An 18,742-nucleotide genomic window follows, 5' to 3' on the forward strand; every position below is an offset into this window, starting at 1 on the left:
AAATGTATGTCTACGAGGTAAGCCATGACCCAGCTTGATGAACTTGTGCGCCTGCTTGGCGCACCCAATGTCCTGACCGGCGCCGATGCCGAAAGTTATTTAACCGACTGGCGAGGCCGTTATACCGGCGCCGCGCTGGCCGTGGTCCGGCCGGGCTCGACTCAAGAGGTCGCAGCCGTTATGCAATGGTGCAATCAACATAACGTGCCGGTGGTGCCGCAAGGGGGTAACACCGGCTTGTGCGGCGGGGCCACACCCGACCACTCTGGCCGCGCCGTGGTCTTGTCGCTGGGTAGGCTCAATCGCATCCGCAGTATCGACGTCGACAACGACACCATGGTCGTCGAGGCGGGGTGCATCTTGCAGACGGTGCAGCAGGCGGCCCGCGATGCCGACCGCCTGTTTCCCCTGTCGCTGGCTGCCGAGGGCAGCTGCACCATTGGCGGTAATCTGGCCACCAATGCCGGGGGTACGCAGGTGTTGCGTTACGGCAATGCGCGCGACCTGGTGCTGGGGCTTGAAGTCGTTACGGCCGATGGCCAGATCTGGCAGGGCTTACGCGGCTTGCGCAAAGACAACACCGGTTACGATCTTCGCGACCTGTTCATCGGCAGCGAAGGCACTTTGGGTGTCATTACAGCGGCAACGCTCAAGCTTTACCCTTTACCTGTCGCGCAATGCACGGCGTTGGTGGGGGTTAACAGCGTGCAAGACGCGGTGGCTCTGCTGTCGGTGGCCCGCAAGGGTTTTGGGCCCGCCCTGACCGGGTTCGAACTGATCGCCGGTAATTGCCTCAAAGCGGTCAACGATTGCTTCCCGCAACAGCGGTTGCCGTTCGAAGGGGCGTCGGCGCAACTGCCCTGGTATGCCTTGCTCGAGCTTTCCGACGCCGAAAGTGCAGATCACGCCCGCGAACGTTTCGAGACCATTATTGGCAGCGCCATCGAGTCCGGTCTGGTCATCGACGCTGTCATTGCCGAAAACATCGCCCAAAGCAAGGCCCTGTGGCACTTGCGTGAAAGCATTCCGCTGGCCGAAAAAATGCAGGGTAAAAGCATCAAGCACGACGTGTCGGTACCTGTGTCGCTAATGGCCGAGTTCATCGAAACGACAAACAAGGCTGTGCAGGCTCGTTTTCCAGGGTTGGGGCACGTTATTTTTGGCCATCTGGGCGACGGCAATCTGCACTACAACATTACGCGTGGTAGCAAGCTATCAGAAGATGATTTGCTGGCGTTGCAAGACCAGGTTTACGAACTGGTGCACAACAGCGTGTATCGGTTAGGCGGTTCGATCAGTGCCGAGCATGGCGTGGGTCAGCTCAAGCGCGATGTCTTGCCCCAGTATAAAGATCCGGTCGAAATGACGCTGATGCACCGTATCAAGGCGGTGTTCGACCCCAAAGGGATCATGAATCCGGGCAAGGTGCTGGTGTAGCTTGCCAACCTCTAGTCCGCACTTCTTGGGCTGCAGCGTCGCTATCAACGGCGCTGGCAGTTTGGGCAATAGTAGGTGGCGCGCTGCCCTTGCACAATGCGCTTGATGGGTGTTTGGCACACGCGGCAAGGTTGGCCGACGCGGTCGTATACGGCCGCGTGTATCTCGAAATAACTGCCTGGCGTACCCGTGGCATTAACGTAGTCGCGAAGCGTGCTGCCGCCCGAGGTCAGCGCGTCTGACAATGTCGACTTGATGCTTGCCCACAGGCGTTCGGCGCGCGCCAGCGAAAGGCTGCCGGCCTTGATGCGCGGGTTGATGCGGGCCCTGAACAAGGCTTCAGAGGCGTAAATATTACCCACCCCCACCACAATATCGCCACTTAGCAGGGCCTGCTTGATGTTTTGTGTGCGGCCGCGCAACCCGTTAAATAAATATTGGGGCGTAAAGGCGTTGTCAAAGGGCTCGATGCCCAGCTTGGCCAGCAACGGGTGCGTCAGCACGGGCCCATCGGCCAGGTCGTGCCATAGCACTGCGCCAAACCGACGGGGGTCGTGCAGTAAAAACCGGGCATCGTCAAACAGCCATTCGATATGGTCGTGCTTTTTTGCCGGTTCGTCGGGCAGGGCCCGGCGCAACGACCCAGACATCCCTAAATGGACGATCATTACGCCATGATCAAACGCAATCAGCAGGTACTTTCCGCGCCTTTCGCAAGCCCGTACGACCTGGTTTTTGACCCGGTCTGGTAAGTCGGAGGGAACCGGCCAGCGTAAACGCGGCTCAAAGACATTAAGGGCTCTGAGCGCTTGTCCGGGCATGACCGTCGCAATTCCGCGACGGGTAGTTTCAACTTCAGGTAATTCGGGCATATTGGGGGGCTACGGTCTATGCGGCTTTATGTTATTTTGCCATCAGGCGCAGTATTATCGGCGCAATTGTGACGGTTCTTGTTAATGAAACTTTCGATTTCCCTGCTGTCCTCTGTTGTGGCGGCGGCATTGCTGCAGTTTTCTGCTGCGGCGCACGCGGCGCCCGGCGATGCGCCTTCCACACCTGTCGAGCAAATCCATTTGCGGCCTAATGCGTTGCCCACGGTCACGCTAACGCCCGAACTGCTATACCGCCTGATGGTGGCCGAATTTGCGGTTCAGCGTGGCGACCTTACCTTGGGTAGCGAATTGCTGCTCGGCGCGGCGCGCGATACCTCCGATCCGCGTTTGGCCAAACGTGCGTTCCAGTTTGCCATGGTGAGTCGCAATTTTGGGCTGGCCGATCAGGCTGCTCAGTTGTGGTCTCTAATGGCGCCCAACGACCCCGAAGCCGTTGCCAGCGCACTGGCCTTGTCCGCATCTAACGGGAAAACCGAAGGGTTGGCCGCCGCACTCTGGACGCGCATCGAAAAGGCCGACGATAAAGACGCTGCAGTGGGTCAGGCGGCGGCTATTGTCAGCAAGCTGGCCGACAAGCGCGCAGCCTATCAAGTGCTCGACGCCGCTTTGCGCGAGCCGGTTCGCAAACTGCCTATTACCTATCTGGCGCTGGCCGATGCCGCGTGGGCGGGGGGCGATACGCAGCGCGCGCTAGGCGATGCCCGTCGTGCACTCGAACTCGATCCCTCGTCCGAGCAGGCTGCCCAGCGCATCCTCGAATACGGTCTTAAGGTCGACCCGCAGGCGGCCATTGCCGCTACCCAAGCCTTTATTGCTCGCAACCCGCAAAGCGGGCGGCTTGGCCTGATGCTGGTGTCGCGGCTTGCCGAGCGCGGCGATTATGCCGCCGCGTTGCGGCAAGTCCAGCAAATGCGCCGAAGCAGCCCCGAAAATTTCGACTTGCTCTACACCGAAGCCGAAGTTAATTTCAGGGCCGGTAATAACAGTGCGGCCAAGGCTTTGCTTAACGAGTACATCAATGTGCAAACCCAGCGGCGCCAGTCGCTCGACGACAAGGCCAGTAATGCCATCGCCGATACGTCTGACGCCCGGCTGATGCTCGTGCGTATTGCCGAGCAAGAAAACAACTTGCCCGAAGCTATTGCGCAGTTGCGCAAAATCGATGAGCCTGCGCTTGAGTTTCAGGTGCGCGTGCATGAAGCCGTGCTGTATGGCCGCATGGGCAATCTGACTGCAGCTCGTAAAACCATCGACGCCATTTCGCCTCAAAGCGAAAATGAGCGTGCCGTGCTGGCCATGTCGATGGCGTCCATATATCGCGACGGCGGTCGCACCGACCTGGCCATCGACACCTTGGCCAAGGCCAACGCGGCGGTGCCTAATAGCGCCGAAATCAAATACGATCTGGCCATGCTTTACGAACGCCAGGGCAATTTCGAGGCGTTCGAGCGCCTCATGCGTGAAGTCATGGTGCTCGAGCCCGACGATGCCAATGCCTTTAATTCGTTGGGGTACACCTTTGCCGACCAGAATATCCGTCTGGACGAGGCGCAGGCCTTGCTCGAAAGGGCGCTTCAGCTAGAGCCCAATAACCCCTATATTCTGGATAGCGTTGGTTGGTACTTGTACCGTACGGGCGATTACGCCGCGGCGGTGCAATACCTCGAGCGTTCATTCCGCGCCTTGCCCGCCGCCGACGTTGCAGCGCATCTGGGCGAGGTCTATTGGGCCATGGGGCGCAAAGACGATGCCCTGAAAATCTGGGAGCAAGGTCGCGAAAAAGACCCGAATAACGACACCTTGCTGAAAACGCTTAGTCGTTTCGGGGTGAAGTAATTGGCTGTCGGCACGGGTCTATCAATGCGCCTTGGGCGTTACCGTCTTTGGTTTCGCAGTGTTCTGGTCGTCTGGGTTGCCGCCATTTTGGCGGCGTGCGCTACCCCCGCGGCCATTCAGGTGCAGTCCGCCGATCCGGCTTTTCAGCGTAGCGGCCGGTTCGCTGTGTCGGTCGAAGAGGTCGGCGTCAATCCGCAAGCCGTGCAGGGTGGTTTTGCCTGGTATGACGCGGGCCACCGTTTGTTGCTTGACCTGGCCAACCCGCTGGGCAGCACCTTGGCTCGGGTTGAAGTATTGCCTGGGCAGGCCGTGTTAACGCGCAGCAATGGCACAACGCAAACGGCGCCTAACGCCGATGCCCTGGTGCAAGAAGTCGTCGGCGTGGCTATTCCGGTTGCGGGTCTGCGCGACTGGCTTAGGGGGCGTACGGGGCAGGGGTTGGTGCAGTCGCGCGAAACTGATGCCGAAGGCCGCCTGACGCGTTTTGTGCAAGACGGTTGGTCGGTGACGTTGTCGCGTTACGACAACCTGGGGCCAGGCTTGTTGCAGCTTAAGCGTACCGAAGGCCAAAGGTCGATCAGCGTACGCCTGGTTGTCGACGCTTCTTAAGGCTGTCATGGTGTTGCAAGCCCCCGCGCCTGGTGTCACAGCGTTATACGACGTACCGGCCCCCGCTAAGTTAAACCTCTTTCTGCATGTGGTGGGGCGTCGTCCCGACGGCTATCATCTTCTGCAAACCGTCTTTCGTTTTATTGGCCTCTACGATTACCTCGATTTCGATCTGCGCACCGATGGTCGCATCGTATGTGAAACCACCTTTCCGGGCATTGCGCCCGAAGATGATCTGGTGGTTAAGGCCGCGATGGCTTTGCAAAAGGCATCGGGTACTTCATTTGGTGCACAAATCAGCTACAGAAAAAACATTCCGTCAGGGGGCGGTTTGGGCGGGGGCTCCAGCGACGCGGCAAGTACGCTCATTGCGCTTAACCGGTTGTGGGGTACCGGCTTGACCCGTCACCAACTCATGCAGCTTGCGTTGCCCTTGGGGGCCGACGTGCCTGTTTTTATTTTTGGGCAGCCCGCGTTTGCCGAAGGCATAGGCGAAGTTCTTAGCCCGGTGCCCATGCCTGACCGGGCTTATGTTGTTGTGCAACCGACGCAGTCTGTGCCCACCGCAGGAATTTTTTCGTCGCCCGATTTGACAAGGAATACAGATTACGTCAAAATAACGGTCTTTACTGATTGGCAAGAATCGGTTGAGCAAAAAAAGAAGGTTGGCAGTAATGCAAACAACGCTTTATTTGGTCGAAACGATTTGCAGCCCGTTGTTTTTGGAAAGTACCCGGCGGTACAAAATGCCAGCCGCTTTATCGAAAGCCTTGGGGTAACACCACGAATGACAGGATCAGGCGCTTGTCTTTTTGTCGAGTTTGTAACATTAAGCCAGGCCGAAGCCTTTCAGGAAAAAATTGTCGGTAAAATAGCGTGCTATGAAAACGGCAGCACAGCGGCAGTGAGTAGTACTTGGGTATGCCCCGGGTTAGCTAATCACCCGTTGTACAACTGGTAAAACAGTCAGGTGGGGAATCGCCAAGCTGGTTAAGGCACTGGATTTTGATTCCAGCATGCGAAGGTTCGAATCCTTCTTCCCCAGCCAAAAATTTGGTGTAAAGCCTTTCAAAGGCTTGCAGTTAATACAAGCTGTTGAGTCGGCCCCATAAAAAAGGGTGTGCGGGTCAACAGCTTTTGTTATTTAACGCTTCGCAACTACCTCCCATCCATCATGGCACAAGACAGATTCATGATTTTTACCGGCACGGCTAATCCTCGCCTTGCCGTCGACGTCGTCAACCACCTCGACATGTCCCTCGGGAAAATGACAGTAGGCCGGTTCTCCGACGGCGAAGTCATGGTTGAAATCAATGAAAATGTCCGGGGTAAAGATGTTTTCGTGTTGCAGCCTACGTGCGCACCCACGAACGACAACCTCATGGAAATCATGGTCATGGTCGACGCCCTGCGTCGTGCTTCCGCCGGTCGTATTACGGCGGCGCTGCCGTATTTTGGTTATGCGCGCCAAGACCGCCGCCCGCGCTCTGCGCGTGTGTCAATTTCGGCCAAGGTCGTGGCCAACATGCTTCAGGTTGTGGGCGTCGATCGCGTCATGACCATGGACCTGCACGCCGACCAAATTCAGGGTTTTTTCGATATCCCTGTCGACAACGTCTACGCCGGCCCCATTTTGTTGGGCGATATCTGGCGTCGTAACTACAAAGATGTCGTTGTTGTTTCGCCCGATATTGGTGGCGTGGTGCGTGCTCGTGCACTGGCCAAGCAACTCGAGGCCGACCTTGCCATTATTGACAAGCGTCGTCCGCGTGCCAATGTGTCCGAAGTCATGAACATCATTGGCGAAATCGAAGGCCGTACCTGCATCATCATGGACGACATGGTTGATACCGCCGGTACGCTTTGCAAAGCAGCGCAAGCGCTTAAAGAGCGTGGTGCGTTGGGCGTATATGCTTACTGTACCCACCCGGTTTTGTCCGGTCAGGCCGTCGAGCGCATCACGTCGTCCGATCTCGACGAACTTGTCGTCACCGACACCATCCCGCTGTCTGAAGCCGCCCGCAATTGCGGCAAAATCCGTCAGCTGTCGTGCGCGTCGTTGCTGGGCGAAACCATTCTGCGTATTTCAAACGCCGAATCGGTCAGTTCGTTGTTTGTCGATTAAATTTTTTACTGCGGGTTTGCTGGTCGCGGCAGCCCGCAGGTAACTGCAGCCTTCATGGCTGTTTTTTAACGGGGCGTAGTGCCCTTTATTCCGGAGCTTTATCCATGAAATTTAATGCCACTTTGCGTAGCGTCCAAGGTACGAGTGCGAGCCGCCGCCTGCGCAACGCCGGTCGTGTTCCAGCCATTGTTTACGGCGGCCCCGAGGCCCCTATCAACATCGAGCTCGATCACAACGAAATCTATCACGCACTTCGTAAAGAAGAATTCCACGCGTCGATTCTCGAAATGGACCTCGAAGGCAAATCGCAAAAAGTTTTGCTGCGTGCTGTGCAATGGCACCCCTTCAAGCAGTTGGTCCTGCACGTCGACTTCCAGCGCGTCGATGCCAGCCACATCATCCACACTAAAGTGCCTCTGCACTTCATCAACGGCGATGCATCGCCTGCGGTCAAACTGGGTGGTGCGCTCATCAGCCAAGTCATGAACGAGCTCGAAATCAGCTGCCTGCCAGGCAACCTGCCCCAGTTCATCGAAGTTGACCTGGGCAAAATGATTGCCGGCGAAACTGTTCACCTGGCCGACATTACACTGCCTAAAGGTGTAACGTTTGTTGCTCACGGTGGCGATGCCAACCCCGCTTTGGCTGTTGCCATGGTCAAGGGTGGTGCAGCTGGCGAAGCTGCAGCCGAGTAATCGCTTGCACTGTTGTGTCGTACCCGTGTGCGTAGTCACCGGGTGCAAAAAAACCCCTGACGGTTCTCCGCCAGGGGTTTTGTTTTACGATAGCCCCTTTATACTTTTTGTTGGCAGCAATGAAGCCTCCGATTCGCCTGATTATCGGCCTGGGTAACCCCGGTGCCGAATACGAGAAAACGCGTCATAACGCCGGTTTCTGGTTGGCCGACCAACTGGCCGACGATTTTCGCGCCAGTTTTACACTCGAGAAAGCTTTCTTTGCCTGGGTGGCCAAGGCGCGGGTGGCGGGTGAGCAGGTTATCGTAGCCAAGCCAACCACCTTCATGAACCGATCCGGACAGTCGGCTGGCGCACTCATGCGGTTTTATAAGCTCACCCCCCCCGAAGTGCTGGTCTTGCATGACGAGCTCGATCTGATGCCGGGCAGTGTCAAGCTTAAGCAGGGTGGTGGGCATGCCGGCCATAATGGCCTGCGCGATATCCAGGCTGTGTTTGGCAGTGCCGATTTCTGGCGCTTGCGTATTGGTATTGGTCACCCGCGCACATTGGGTTTGGCGCAGCAGGTCGCGGCGTTTGTGCTTAATGCGCCGCGTCGCGAAGAGCTCGATCAAATCGAGCAATCGCTAGAACGTTGTCGTGCCGTCATGCCGGCGCTCCTCGAAGGTCGATATCCGCAAGCCATGAACCAATTGCACGAGGCCAACAGTGGCTAGGCCATCTGTCGCAGACGGTTGGCCTAATTTCGGCATCGAATTCCGTGACTTTGTGCGTTTTGTGCGCCGTCCCGATTTCGGTCGACTGCCTGGGCGTCACGCCCGTGACGGCTGGGTCGAAGACTGGTTTCCAAGTTTGCGTATCGGGCGACTGTTTCAGTGGGCCGGTTTGTTGTGGTTGTTAAACATGTTGGTGCTCGGGCCAATCGCCGTCGCTGCCGCCGGGTTAGGGGGTGCCGAGCACCGTCTTCGGCTCGACAGCATTCCGTGGCTTCAAGCCGTGTTGTGGGCGCCCCTGGTCGAAGAGCTGGTGTTTCGTTACGGGCTGCGCCGCCTTTGGCAGTTGTGGTGGCTATTGCCCGCCGCATTGTGTGCCTTGTTTGTCGGGCCGCAAGCGTTAACCATTGCTTTGGTTGCGTTGGTGTTGCTGGCCGCGTGGTGGCCGGTTAACGCGCGTGCCACAGCCCGGTTTTCAGCCGGGATGTGGCATCGTCGAAAAAAGTATCGCGCTGTATTTTTCTGGGTTATTCATTTGTCTTGCCTGGCATTTGCCGCGATTCATCTGGGTAATTTTTCGTACAACGCAACGCCCTTATGGGTCATGCCCATGCTGGTTTTGCCACAGTGGCTTACCGGCCTGGTTTTGGCCTGGATCCGCGTACGCCGTGGGTTTGGGGCAGCGGTAGCGCTACATGCCATATTCAATGCAGGCCCGCTCCTCGTGATATGGCTGATCTTGTCGTCGGTCTCGGGGCAGCCAAGTTAAAATAGCCCTTTTATTGTTCAAATTTCAGGATACTCATGGCTTTGCAATGTGGCATCGTTGGTTTGCCCAACGTTGGTAAATCTACTCTTTTCAATGCGCTCACCAAAGCAGGCATTGCCGCCGAAAACTACCCGTTCTGCACCATCGAGCCCAACGTCGGCGTGGTCGAAGTGCCCGATCCACGTCTCGATGCTTTGGCCGAAATCGTCAAGCCCGAACGCGTGTTGCCGGCTGTCGTCGAGTTCGTAGACATTGCGGGTTTGGTGGCCGGGGCGTCTAAGGGCGAGGGGCTGGGTAATCAGTTTTTGGCCAACATCCGCGAAACCGATGCCATTGTGCACGTCGTGCGCTGCTTCGAAGACGAAAACGTCATTCACGTTGCAGGGCGCGTCGACCCAATTTCCGACATCGAAGTCATCAACACTGAATTGGCGCTTGCCGACCTGACGGCTGCCGAAAAGGCGTTGCTGCGTCACCAGAAAACGGCGCGTGCAGGCGACAAAGAAGCCATCAAAATGGTGGCCCTGCTTGAAAAGGTTATTCCGGCGCTTAACGAAGCCCGGCCCATCCGGTCTTTGGGTCTCGATGCCGACGACCTGGCTTTGCTTAAGCCCCTGTGTTTTATTACGGCCAAGCCCAGCATGTACGTTGCCAACGTTATCGAAAGCGGGTTCGAAAACAACCCGCACCTAGCCGCAGTGCAAGAGTACGCCAAGGCCGAAAACGCGCCCGTTGTGGCCGTATGTGCTGCCGTCGAAGCCGAAATCGCCGACCTCGACGATGAAGACCGCAACGTATTTTTGGCCGACATGGGTATGGACGAGCCCGGCCTGAACCGCGTGATTCGTGCCGGTTTCCGGTTGCTGGGTTTGCAAACTTACTTCACTGCCGGCGTCAAAGAAGTCCGCGCCTGGACGATCCATATTGGCGATACTGCGCCGCAAGCCGCCGGTGTTATTCACACCGACTTCGAACGCGGCTTTATTCGTGCCCAAACCATTGCCTATGAAGACTACATCGCTCACAAGGGCGAACAAGGTGCCAAAGAAGCCGGCAAAATGCGGGCCGAAGGCAAAGAGTATGTGGTCAAAGACGGGGATGTGTTGAACTTCTTGTTCAACGTCTGACGATTTTTTGGGAACTCAGGAGCGTTCAGTAGCGCTTGGTGGATTGATCAGGCCTTTTGAAATCAAGGGCTTGCCAAAAAATACGTTCTACTGAGCGTTCCTATTGTTCATTGAGGTCTGAAAAATTCGGGGGTAGCGCTGGAGGTACATCTCCCCGCAGTGGAGTCCAACGATGCACGAAAGTCTACTCACCGACGCCAAGATCAGGTCGGCCAAATCAACTGATCGAGATTGGAAACTCTCAGACGGCGGGGCTTGTTCCTGCTGCTTAAGCCCACCGGCGGCAAGCTCTGGCGGTGGAAATACCGCCTGCAAGGCAAGGAGAGCCTCTTTGCGATTGGCGGCTTTCCTTAAGTAAGCCTCGCAGAGGTACTCTGCCCGAGAGAAAGCGCGGTGTGATCATGCCGGTTTGTTGTCCACGCATGCTATCGTGGTGCTGAAAGACTTGCAGCACATAACGGGTGGCGGGCGCTATCTGTTTCCGCCCCTAAGCGCAAAGGGCTTCACTACGCCCAGTCGGCTCACCTACGCGATCTGGGTCGATGCACGACGCCGCACTGCTGGCGGGCGACCTTTTCCTTTTCTGGATAGGGCTGTTGCCCCTCGAGTGAAATTCCCTTGCCGTTTGTCTTTGCCGAAGGATGGGCGTATGTAATGGGGTAGTCACTTTGGCGTGTTGAGGTAATTTTTATTGGATGACCCCATTTTGTGTTGCCTTATCAAGGCTTCCCTTGGTAGTTCGTCAACGATTATCAGTAAGTGATATCATTGTAAGCCAACGTGTCTTTGGACTTATGCGCATGAAACGCTGCATTGTCGGTGTTCGGCAACTGGATCGCCCGGCCCAGCAGGACGGCGAGGTTCCTAGCATCTGGTTCCCATCCTTGGCGTCGCTGGCCGCCGTGCTGTCGGACGACAACCGCCGTCTGCTGCGCCTGATCCATGATAAACAACCCAAGTCCCTGACCGAACTGGCCAAACTCAGCGGCCGCAAGGTACCGAACCTGTCGCGCACCCTGCGGATGATGTCGGATTACGGCCTGGTTTCGCTGCAGCGCAATGTTCGGGATGTTCAGCCGACAGCGCTGGCGACTGAGTTTCTGGTTGTGCTGGATTGAGTGTCATGGATACATGGGGGATGAGATCGCTGCGAGAGTCGCGACGCCGGGCATCTAATGACAAGCAGACACAAGGGAAAGCCAGCATGGAGGGAGTTACATCCTATGAATAAGCAGACGCTCAGCGAACGCGACATCTGCACCAAGTTCATCACGCCTGCCCTAGAAAAATCCGGATGGGATGTCCTGACTCAAGTACGCGAAGAGTTCCTGCTGACCAAGGGGCGCATCATCGTGCGCGGCAAACTGCACACACGAGGTCAGCACAAGCGCGCCGACTACGTGCTGTTCCACAAGCCCAACCTGCCCATCGCCGTCATCGAAGCCAAAGACAACAAGCATGCCATCGGCTCGGGCATGCAACAGGCCCTCGGTTATGCCGAAATGCTGCAAGTGCCTTTCGTATTCAGCAGCAATGGAGACGGCTTCCTGTTTCACAACAAGATCGCCAAGGACGGTGTGATCGAGCGCGAACTGAGCCTGGATGAGTTCCCCTGTGCCGATACGCTGTGGCACTGGTGGGCAGAGCATCAAGGGCTGAGTACGCAGCAACAGGCCCTGGTGGCCCAGGACTACTACAGCGATGGCAGCAACAAGACGCCCCGTTACTACCAATTGCTCGCCATCAACAAGAGCATCGAGGCGATTGCCAAGGAGCAGAAGCGCATTCTGCTGGTGATGGCCACGGGCACAGGCAAGACCTATACCGCCTTCCAGATCATCTGGCGGTTGTGGAAGTCGCGTGCCAAGAAACGCATTCTGTTCCTGGCTGACCGCAACATCCTGGTCGATCAGACCATGACCAACGACTTCAAGCCGTTCGGCGCAGCGATGACCAAGATCCAAAAGCGGCAGGCCAACAAGTCGTATGAGATTTACCTGTCGCTTTACCAGGCCGTCACCGGTAACGAAGAAGAACGGAACATCTACAAACAGTTCAGCCCGGAATTCTTCGATCTGATCGTGATCGACGAATGTCACCGAGGTAGCGCTGCCGAAGATTCGGCCTGGCGCGAGATCCTGACGTATTTCCACTCTGCCACACAGATCGGCCTGACCGCGACGCCCAAGGAAACCAAGGACGTATCCAACATCGACTACTTCGGCGAGCCCATCTACACCTACTCGCTACGCCAGGGCATCGACGATGGCTTTCTCGCGCCCTACAAGGTGGTGCGCATCGATCTGGACAAAGACCTGACCGGCTGGCGTCCCGACAAGGGCATGCTCGACAAGCACGGTAACGAGATCGAAGACCGTATCTACAACCAGCGTGATTTTGACAAGACACTGGTACTGGAACAGCGCACGCACGTGGTTGCGCGCAAGATCAGCGAATACCTGAAAGCCAGCAACCGCTTCGACAAGACCATCGTCTTTTGCGACAACATCGACCATGCCGAGCGCATGCGCCAGGCCCTGGTCAACGAAAACGCCGATTTGGTGGCGCAAAACCACCGCTATGTCGTGCGCATCACTGGCGACAATGAAGAAGGCAAGATGGAGTTGGACAACTTCATCTTTCCGGAAAGCAAATACCCCGTCATCGCCACCACCTCCAAGCTGATGACCACGGGCGTCGACGCTCAGACCTGCAAGCTCATCGTGCTGGATCAACGTATCCAGTCCATGACCGAATTCAAGCAGATCATCGGTCGCGGAACGCGCATCAATGAAGACTTCGACAAGTACTGGTTCACCATCCTCGACTTCAAGAAAGCGACCGAACTGTTCGCCGATCCGGCTTTCGACGGCGATCCTGTGCAAATTTATGAGCCAGGCCCCGGCGAGCCAGCGCTTCCTCCAGATGAAGAAGGTGGGGAGGGGTCACCTGACGATGAGTTCACCTACCCCACGCCGGACGACAAGCCCATGTCTCCTGGTGGCATAGCCGAACCCCTGCCGGGCGATGAAGGCAGCAGCGTGCGCCGTTACGTTGTCGCCAATGTCGAGGTCAAGGTGGTGGCCGAGCGGGTGCAGTACTTCGACGCCAACGGCAAACTGATCACCGAGTCCCTGAAGGATTACACCCGTAACACCCTGGCCAAGGAGTTCGCGTCACTCGACGATTTCCTGCGCCATTGGAGCAAGGCCGAGAAGAAGCAGGTCATCATCGACGAGCTGGCTCATCAAGGCATCTTTTTCGAGGCTTTGGCCGACGAGGTGGACAAGCAATCCGGCAAGGATTTCGACCCCTTCGATCTGCTATGCCACGTGGCCTGGGACCAGCCCCCACTCACGCGCAAGGAGCGGGCCGAGCAGGTCAAGAAGCGCCATTACTTCGCCAGGTATGGCGAGCAGGCGCAAAAGGTGCTCGAAGCCCTGCTCGACAAGTATGCCGACGAAGGCGTGGCCGCCATCGAGGAAACGCAGATCCTCGCCATCGCTCCCTTCAACCGCCTGGGCACACCGATCGAACTGGTGCGTGCCTTTGGCGGCAAGACCCAATACCAACAGGCCGTGGGCGAGCTCGAGCGTGAGCTCTACCGTGCCTGACCGGAACTAGACCCAGGAAGTATTCATGTCACTTGCTACTCTTATCAAAGCCATCCAGGACATCATGCGTAAGGATGTTGGCGTCGATGGCGACGCCCAGCGCATCAGCCAGATTTGCTGGCTGTTGTTCTTGAAGATCTTTGACGACAAGGAACAGGAGTGGGAACTGACCCAGTCCGGCTACCGCTCGCCGCTGCAAAGCCGCTTTCGCTGGAGCAACTGGGCCAAGGATCCGGAAGGCATGACCGGCGAAGAGCTGATCGACTTCGTCAACAACGACCTCTTTCCTGCCTTGAAACAGCTTGCCACCAAGGCGGGCGTGTCCGCGCAAGGCCGGGTGGTCGGCTCAGTGTTCGAGGATGCCTACAACTACATGAAGTCCGGCACGCTGCTGCGCCAGGTGATCAACTCCATTGAAGAGGGCGTGGATTTCAACTCGTCCAGCGACCGGCACCTGTTCAACGATATCTACGAAAAAATCCTCGCCGACCTGCAGTCGGCCGGCAACGCGGGTGAGTACTACACGCCACGCTCGGTCACGCAGTTCATGGTCGATATCCTCGATCCGAAACTCGGCGAGAGCATTCTCGACCCGGCTTGCGGCACGGGCGGCTTTCTGATTTGCGCGATTGAGCATCTGAAGAAACAGGAAGCGACCACTGACGACCGTAAGCTTCTGGCCGAACAGATTCGTGGCGTTGAAAAGAAGCCCCTGCCGCACATGCTGGCCATGACCAACATGATGCTGCACGACATCGACGTTCCCAAAATCACGCATGGAAACACGCTGGCGCGCCCCCTCCAGGATTACAGCCCACGCGACCGGGTGGACATCATCATCACCAACCCACCCTTCGGTGGCATGGAAGAGGATGGCATCGAGAAGAATTTTCTCGCCAAGTACCGCACCCGAGAAACCGCTGATCTGTTCATGGCGTTGATCATGCACCTGCTCAGGCACGACACCGGCCGCGCCGCCGTGGTGCTGCCGGATGGCTTCTTGTTTGGCGAGGGGGTGAAGACTACGCTCAAGCGCGAACTGCTGGATGAGTTCAACCTGCACACCATCGTGCGCCTGCCCAAAGGCGTGTTCGCCCCCTACACCAGCATCGCCACCAACATCCTGTTCTTCGAGAAGGGCGGCCCTACAAAGGACGTATGGTTCTTCGAGCATCCCTACCCGGCAGGCTATAAGAGCTACTCGCGCTCCAAGCCGTTGACCATTGAGGAATTCGATCTTGAGAAAACCTGGTGGGGCGGCCCGCAACGCAAGGGGCGCAAGACCTCCGAACATGCCTGGAAGGTCTCGGCCAAGGATCTTACCGCTCGCAACTACAACCTAGACTGCAAGAACCCGCACGAGGTGGCCGTCGAATTCGGTGACCCGGACGAACTGATGGCCGAATACCAGGCCATCACCCGTCAGTTGCAGGCCGCTCAGCAAGCGCTGAAAACCGAACTGCTGGCCGCGCTCAAGGCCACCAGCCAGGAGGCGGAATGAGCGACAAGCCCGTCTCCCTCGTTCCAGCCCCGGAAGGCTACGCCAACTGGTTGGGCGAGCTGAAGAACCGCATCCATAGTGCCCAGCAGCGGGCCGCGCTTGCCGTCAACCGCGAGCTGGTGCAGCTTTACTGGCAGATCGGCCGTGACATCCTGCAGCGGCAGGCCGAGCAAGGCTGGGGGGGCAAGGTCATCGAGCGGCTAGCGCACGACCTCAGGACAGCCTTTCCCGAGATGAAGGGCTTTTCCCGCGCCAACCTGATGTATATGCGCTCCTTCGCCGACGCTTGGCCGGACGCAGCAATTGTCCAACAGGCTGTTGGACAATTGCCCTGGGGCCACAACCTGGTGTTGCTGGCCAGGCTGAAGCAGCCAGAACAACGCCTGGCCTATGCCCAGCGCGCCGTGGAGCACGGCTGGTCTCGCGCCACACTGGAAATCCATATCGAATCCCGCCTGCTGGAGCGGGAAGGCCAGGCGATCACCAACTTCGCCGACTGTCTCCCCGCGTCGGGAACCGATCTGGCTCGGCAAGCCCTTAAGGATCCTTACCTGTTCGACTTCCTGGATATTGGCCAGGAAGCCAACGAGCGGGAAATCGAGTCAGCGCTGGTCAAGCACATCACCCAGTTCTTGTTGGAACTGGGTGCGGGTTTCGCCTTCGTTGGTCGCCAGGTTCATCTGGAAGTGGGCGGTGACGACTTTTACATCGACCTGTTGTTCTACCACCTCAAACTGCGCTGCTACGTGGTCATCGAGCTGAAAGCCGAGAAGTTCAAACCGGAACACCTCGGCCAGTTGAGCTTCTACCTCACCGCAGTCGATATGCAGGTCAAGGCCGAACAGGACAACCCCACCATCGGTCTGTTGCTCTGCAAGAGCAAGAACACCGTGGTGGCTGAATACGCATTGCGCGACAAGACCCAGCCCATCGGCGTGGCGGAATACCAATTGATCGAATCCCTGCCTGAAGAACTACAAACCAGCCTGCCTAGCATCGAACAGATCGAACGCGAACTGGGGGGCGAGCATGAATAAGCACACTACCGAATTACTAGAAACGCATTTTGACACTGCCTTTGCCGCACCCGACGGCGTCAAGAAACTCCGCGAGTTGATCCTGACGTTGGCTATGCAGGGCAAGCTGGTGCCGCAAGCTCCGAACGAGCAGCCTGCTAGCGAACTGCTGAACGAGATCGAAGTCGAGAAACAGCGGCTGGTGAAGGAAGGCAAGATCAAGAAACCCAAGCCCTTGCCACCGGTGACGGAAGAAGAAAGGCCTTATTCGCTACCGCAGGGGTGGGAGTGGGTGCGTTTTGGAGAAATTGCCCAGCACAACTCTGGCAAAACCCTTGATGGCGGTAGAAATACTGGACTTCCGAGGAAGTACATCACTACATCTAATGTTTACTGGGGAAAATTTCAGCTGAATAACATCCGGGAAATGCTAATTCGTGAAGATGAATTAGATAAATGCTCTGCACGAAAAGGTGACTTGCTCATCTGTGAAGGTGGAGAGGCGGGGCGCGCTGCTGTCTGGGAGCTACCTGAAGAAATTTGTTTCCAGAACCATGTGCATCGTGCACGGCTATACAAAGACGTTAACCCATATTTTGCTTATCGCTTTTTTGAGAAGATTAACGCCAGCGGAGAAATAAATAGTTATAGAAAGGGGGTTGGAATATCTAATATGTCGAGCAAGGCACTTGCTTCGATTGCTTTTCCCCTGCCTCCAAACTCGGAGCAACACCGCATCATCGCCAAAATCGACGAACTGATGGCACGTTGTGATGAGCTGGAAAAACTGCGTAGTGCACAGCAGGGAGCACGTTTGACCGTTCATGCCACAGCCATCAAGCAACTGCTGAACATCGCCGAACCCGACCAACACCAGTTCGCCCAAACCTTCCTCGCTGAACACTTCGGCGAGCTCTACGCAGTCAAGGAAAACGTCGCCGAACTGCGCAAGGCCATCCTGCAACTGGCGGTGATGGGCAAACTCGTCCCGCAGAACTCTGACGATCAGCCTGCCAGCGAACTGCTGAAAGAGATCGAGGCCGAGAAACAGCGGCTGGTAAAGGAAGGCAAGATCAAAAAGCCCAAGCCCTTGCCACCAGTGACAGAAGGAGAAAAGCCGTACGCGTTGCCGCAGGGGTGGGAGTGGGTAAGATTTTTCGCCCCCAACACAGTAAAGTCTGAACTAGTCTCCGCTGGGGATTGCCCAGACGAGAATCAGATTGCGCCTGACTCGATCGAAAAAGATATGGGCAGATTGTTGTTGCATAGAACAGTTGCAGAGTCAGGGGCCACTGGCCCTAATAACCGTTTTTACAAAGGGCAAATTCTTTACTCGAAAATTCGTCCTTCATTGAACAAGGCTGTTGTCGCACCATACGATGGTCTTTGCAGTGCAGACATGTATCCAATCGTATGTCATGCACACACAGATTTTATGCTCAAAGTTATTCTGTCCGAAACGTTTTTGACTCAAGTGCGGCTGGCTGAGAATCGTGTAAAAATGCCGAAGCTAAACCTTGAGAGTCTTGGACAATTTTTAATTCCACTCCCACCCCTAGCAGAACAACACCACATCGTCGCTCGCATCGATCAGCTGATGAATTTATGCGATTCGCTGGATCAACAGATCGACGCCGCCACATGCAAGCAGACAGAATTGCTTAGTGCTCTGATTCGTGCGCAATCGCAAGGTGGAGCTGTTGAAGACACTCAGCGATTATCACGTTCAACAACCCAAGTTATTGACCTCGCCACCTACCGCGCGAGCATCGGCTGCTATGTGATCAACAAACTTGCCAACGCCCAATACTTCGGCCGAACTGCTGCCGCCAAGATGATGTACCTAGCGCAAGCGCATATTGGCCTGGATCTGGATCTGAAGCCCGAGCGTGAAGCTGCAGGACCACTGGATACCTGGATTTATGATTTCGAGCGACAAGGTCAGGGCAAGAGCTGGTTCGAGGTCGATGAAAAGACCTTGGCCAACGGCAGGAAAAAGACGGAGTACCGCTGCTTGCCAGCATTATTGGAGCCTGCTGCGAAAGCCGAAGCCCTGATGACGCCCAGCCAGAAGACTGAATTTGACCGTCTGATCTACTCCCTGGCAGACAAGAAGACCGAAGAAGTCGAAATCATCGCCACACTTTTCGCGGTCTGGAACGACTTTTTAATCGACGGTGTTCAACCGACTGATATGCAGATCATCTCCGATGTTCGCGAAAACTGGCACGAACGCAAAGCACGCTTCACCCCAGCCGAGCTTGGTCGATGGCTTGATTGGCTGCGCAGAGAGCACATCATTCCTCAAGGACTGCCACCGAGAACCGTGCAGCAATCAAGGTTGGGCTTTGATTAACGGTGAATTTTGCATGGTAGGGAAAGACACGTTCGCAAGGCTGGGATGTGC

At 56.6% G+C, this 18,742-nt stretch carries 16 protein-coding genes and 1 tRNA gene; 16 read left to right on the forward strand and 1 reads right to left on the reverse strand.

The window, feature by feature from the left end; all coding sequences use genetic code 11:
• Nucleotides 1–24: 24 nt before the first annotated feature.
• Nucleotides 25–1,437 carry an FAD-binding oxidoreductase gene (locus CHR62_RS02490; RefSeq protein WP_123659901.1) on the forward strand — a complete coding sequence of 471 codons (1,413 nt, stop codon included), beginning with the start codon at nt 25–27 and terminating at the stop codon, nt 1,435–1,437.
• 44 nt (nt 1,438–1,481) lie between these two features.
• Here the strand turns inward: CHR62_RS02490 and mutM are convergent, their stop codons facing one another.
• Nucleotides 1,482–2,309, reverse strand: coding sequence for a bifunctional DNA-formamidopyrimidine glycosylase/DNA-(apurinic or apyrimidinic site) lyase (mutM, locus tag CHR62_RS02495; protein WP_123659902.1), 828 nt, complete (start codon nt 2,307–2,309; stop codon nt 1,482–1,484).
• 84 nt (nt 2,310–2,393) lie between these two features.
• Between mutM and CHR62_RS02500 the strand changes: the two genes are divergently transcribed.
• The 15 genes from CHR62_RS02500 to CHR62_RS02575 all read left to right on the forward strand — a co-directional run bounded on the left by CHR62_RS02500 (nt 2,394) and on the right by CHR62_RS02575 (nt 18,691).
• A complete protein-coding gene (locus CHR62_RS02500) occupies nt 2,394–4,166 on the forward strand; it encodes a tetratricopeptide repeat protein (RefSeq protein WP_093969651.1) in 1,773 nt (590 codons plus the stop codon).
• 24 nt (nt 4,167–4,190) lie between these two features.
• A complete protein-coding gene (gene lolB / locus CHR62_RS02505) occupies nt 4,191–4,775 on the forward strand; it encodes a lipoprotein insertase outer membrane protein LolB (RefSeq protein WP_123659950.1) in 585 nt (194 codons plus the stop codon).
• A gap of 7 nt (nt 4,776–4,782) precedes the next feature.
• Nucleotides 4,783–5,736 carry a 4-(cytidine 5'-diphospho)-2-C-methyl-D-erythritol kinase gene (ispE, locus tag CHR62_RS02510; protein ID WP_123659903.1) on the forward strand — a complete coding sequence of 318 codons (954 nt, stop codon included), beginning with the start codon at nt 4,783–4,785 and terminating at the stop codon, nt 5,734–5,736.
• Between the two features lie 10 nt (nt 5,737–5,746).
• Nucleotides 5,747–5,823: transfer RNA gene (locus CHR62_RS02515), tRNA-Gln, on the forward strand.
• Nucleotides 5,824–5,949: 126 nt separating this feature from the next.
• The gene (locus CHR62_RS02520) at nt 5,950–6,900 is read left to right on the forward strand and encodes a ribose-phosphate pyrophosphokinase (protein ID WP_173862506.1); all 951 of its coding nucleotides are present in this window, start codon (nt 5,950–5,952) and stop codon (nt 6,898–6,900) included.
• Nucleotides 6,901–7,004: 104 nt separating this feature from the next.
• The gene (locus tag CHR62_RS02525; RefSeq protein ID WP_093969648.1) at nt 7,005–7,595 is read left to right on the forward strand and encodes a 50S ribosomal protein L25/general stress protein Ctc; all 591 of its coding nucleotides are present in this window, start codon (nt 7,005–7,007) and stop codon (nt 7,593–7,595) included.
• 119 nt (nt 7,596–7,714) lie between these two features.
• Nucleotides 7,715–8,311 carry an aminoacyl-tRNA hydrolase gene (gene pth, locus CHR62_RS02530; protein ID WP_123659904.1) on the forward strand — a complete coding sequence of 199 codons (597 nt, stop codon included), beginning with the start codon at nt 7,715–7,717 and terminating at the stop codon, nt 8,309–8,311.
• Nucleotides 8,304–9,077, forward strand: a complete 774-nt coding sequence (locus CHR62_RS02535) for a type II CAAX prenyl endopeptidase Rce1 family protein (RefSeq protein WP_123659905.1) — start codon at nt 8,304–8,306, stop codon at nt 9,075–9,077. Before pth ends, CHR62_RS02535 begins: the two co-directional genes overlap by 8 nt.
• Before the next feature lie 35 nt (nt 9,078–9,112).
• Complete coding sequence (gene ychF, locus CHR62_RS02540) at nt 9,113–10,204, forward strand: redox-regulated ATPase YchF (RefSeq protein ID WP_093969646.1); 1,092 nt, start codon at nt 9,113–9,115, stop codon at nt 10,202–10,204.
• Nucleotides 10,205–10,459: 255 nt separating this feature from the next.
• Complete coding sequence (locus CHR62_RS15970; protein ID WP_370318029.1) at nt 10,460–10,558, forward strand: Arm DNA-binding domain-containing protein; 99 nt, start codon at nt 10,460–10,462, stop codon at nt 10,556–10,558.
• A gap of 446 nt (nt 10,559–11,004) precedes the next feature.
• Nucleotides 11,005–11,322, forward strand: a complete 318-nt coding sequence (locus tag CHR62_RS02555) for a helix-turn-helix domain-containing protein (protein ID WP_123659906.1) — start codon at nt 11,005–11,007, stop codon at nt 11,320–11,322.
• A gap of 105 nt (nt 11,323–11,427) precedes the next feature.
• Nucleotides 11,428–13,818, forward strand: a complete 2,391-nt coding sequence (gene hsdR / locus CHR62_RS02560) for an EcoAI/FtnUII family type I restriction enzme subunit R (protein WP_123659907.1) — start codon at nt 11,428–11,430, stop codon at nt 13,816–13,818.
• Nucleotides 13,819–13,843: 25 nt separating this feature from the next.
• A complete protein-coding gene (locus CHR62_RS02565; RefSeq protein ID WP_123659908.1) occupies nt 13,844–15,319 on the forward strand; it encodes a class I SAM-dependent DNA methyltransferase in 1,476 nt (491 codons plus the stop codon).
• Complete coding sequence (locus tag CHR62_RS02570; protein WP_123659909.1) at nt 15,316–16,356, forward strand: YhcG family protein; 1,041 nt, start codon at nt 15,316–15,318, stop codon at nt 16,354–16,356. The genes CHR62_RS02565 and CHR62_RS02570 overlap by 4 nt, the downstream gene beginning before the upstream one ends.
• Nucleotides 16,349–18,691 carry a restriction endonuclease subunit S gene (locus CHR62_RS02575; RefSeq protein ID WP_123659910.1) on the forward strand — a complete coding sequence of 781 codons (2,343 nt, stop codon included), beginning with the start codon at nt 16,349–16,351 and terminating at the stop codon, nt 18,689–18,691. Before CHR62_RS02570 ends, CHR62_RS02575 begins: the two co-directional genes overlap by 8 nt.
• The last annotated feature ends 51 nt before the right edge of the window (nt 18,692–18,742 follow it).

It is taken from the genome of Pusillimonas sp. NJUB218, from assembly GCF_003788685.1.
Lineage (GTDB): Bacteria > Pseudomonadota > Gammaproteobacteria > Burkholderiales > Burkholderiaceae_B > Neopusillimonas.

Bases quoted from the DNA above. Each gene is read 5' to 3' on its own strand.
- CHR62_RS02555 (WP_123659906.1), top strand. From the start codon at position 11,005: ATGAAACGCTGCATTGTCGGTGTTCGGCAACTGGATCGCCCGGCCCAG.
- lolB (WP_123659950.1), top strand. From the start codon at position 4,191: ATGCGCCTTGGGCGTTACCGTCTTTGGTTTCGCAGTGTTCTGGTCGTC.
- ispE (WP_123659903.1), top strand. From the start codon at position 4,783: ATGGTGTTGCAAGCCCCCGCGCCTGGTGTCACAGCGTTATACGACGTA.
- CHR62_RS02490 (WP_123659901.1), top strand. From the start codon at position 25: ATGACCCAGCTTGATGAACTTGTGCGCCTGCTTGGCGCACCCAATGTC.
- pth (WP_123659904.1), top strand. From the start codon at position 7,715: ATGAAGCCTCCGATTCGCCTGATTATCGGCCTGGGTAACCCCGGTGCC.
- ychF (WP_093969646.1), top strand. From the start codon at position 9,113: ATGGCTTTGCAATGTGGCATCGTTGGTTTGCCCAACGTTGGTAAATCT.
- CHR62_RS02520 (WP_173862506.1), top strand. From the start codon at position 5,950: ATGGCACAAGACAGATTCATGATTTTTACCGGCACGGCTAATCCTCGC.
- CHR62_RS02575 (WP_123659910.1), top strand. From the start codon at position 16,349: ATGAATAAGCACACTACCGAATTACTAGAAACGCATTTTGACACTGCC.
- CHR62_RS02525 (WP_093969648.1), top strand. From the start codon at position 7,005: ATGAAATTTAATGCCACTTTGCGTAGCGTCCAAGGTACGAGTGCGAGC.
- mutM (WP_123659902.1), bottom strand. From the start codon at position 2,309: ATGCCCGAATTACCTGAAGTTGAAACTACCCGTCGCGGAATTGCGACG.
- hsdR (WP_123659907.1), top strand. From the start codon at position 11,428: ATGAATAAGCAGACGCTCAGCGAACGCGACATCTGCACCAAGTTCATC.
- CHR62_RS02565 (WP_123659908.1), top strand. From the start codon at position 13,844: ATGTCACTTGCTACTCTTATCAAAGCCATCCAGGACATCATGCGTAAG.
- CHR62_RS02500 (WP_093969651.1), top strand. From the start codon at position 2,394: ATGAAACTTTCGATTTCCCTGCTGTCCTCTGTTGTGGCGGCGGCATTG.
- CHR62_RS02570 (WP_123659909.1), top strand. From the start codon at position 15,316: ATGAGCGACAAGCCCGTCTCCCTCGTTCCAGCCCCGGAAGGCTACGCC.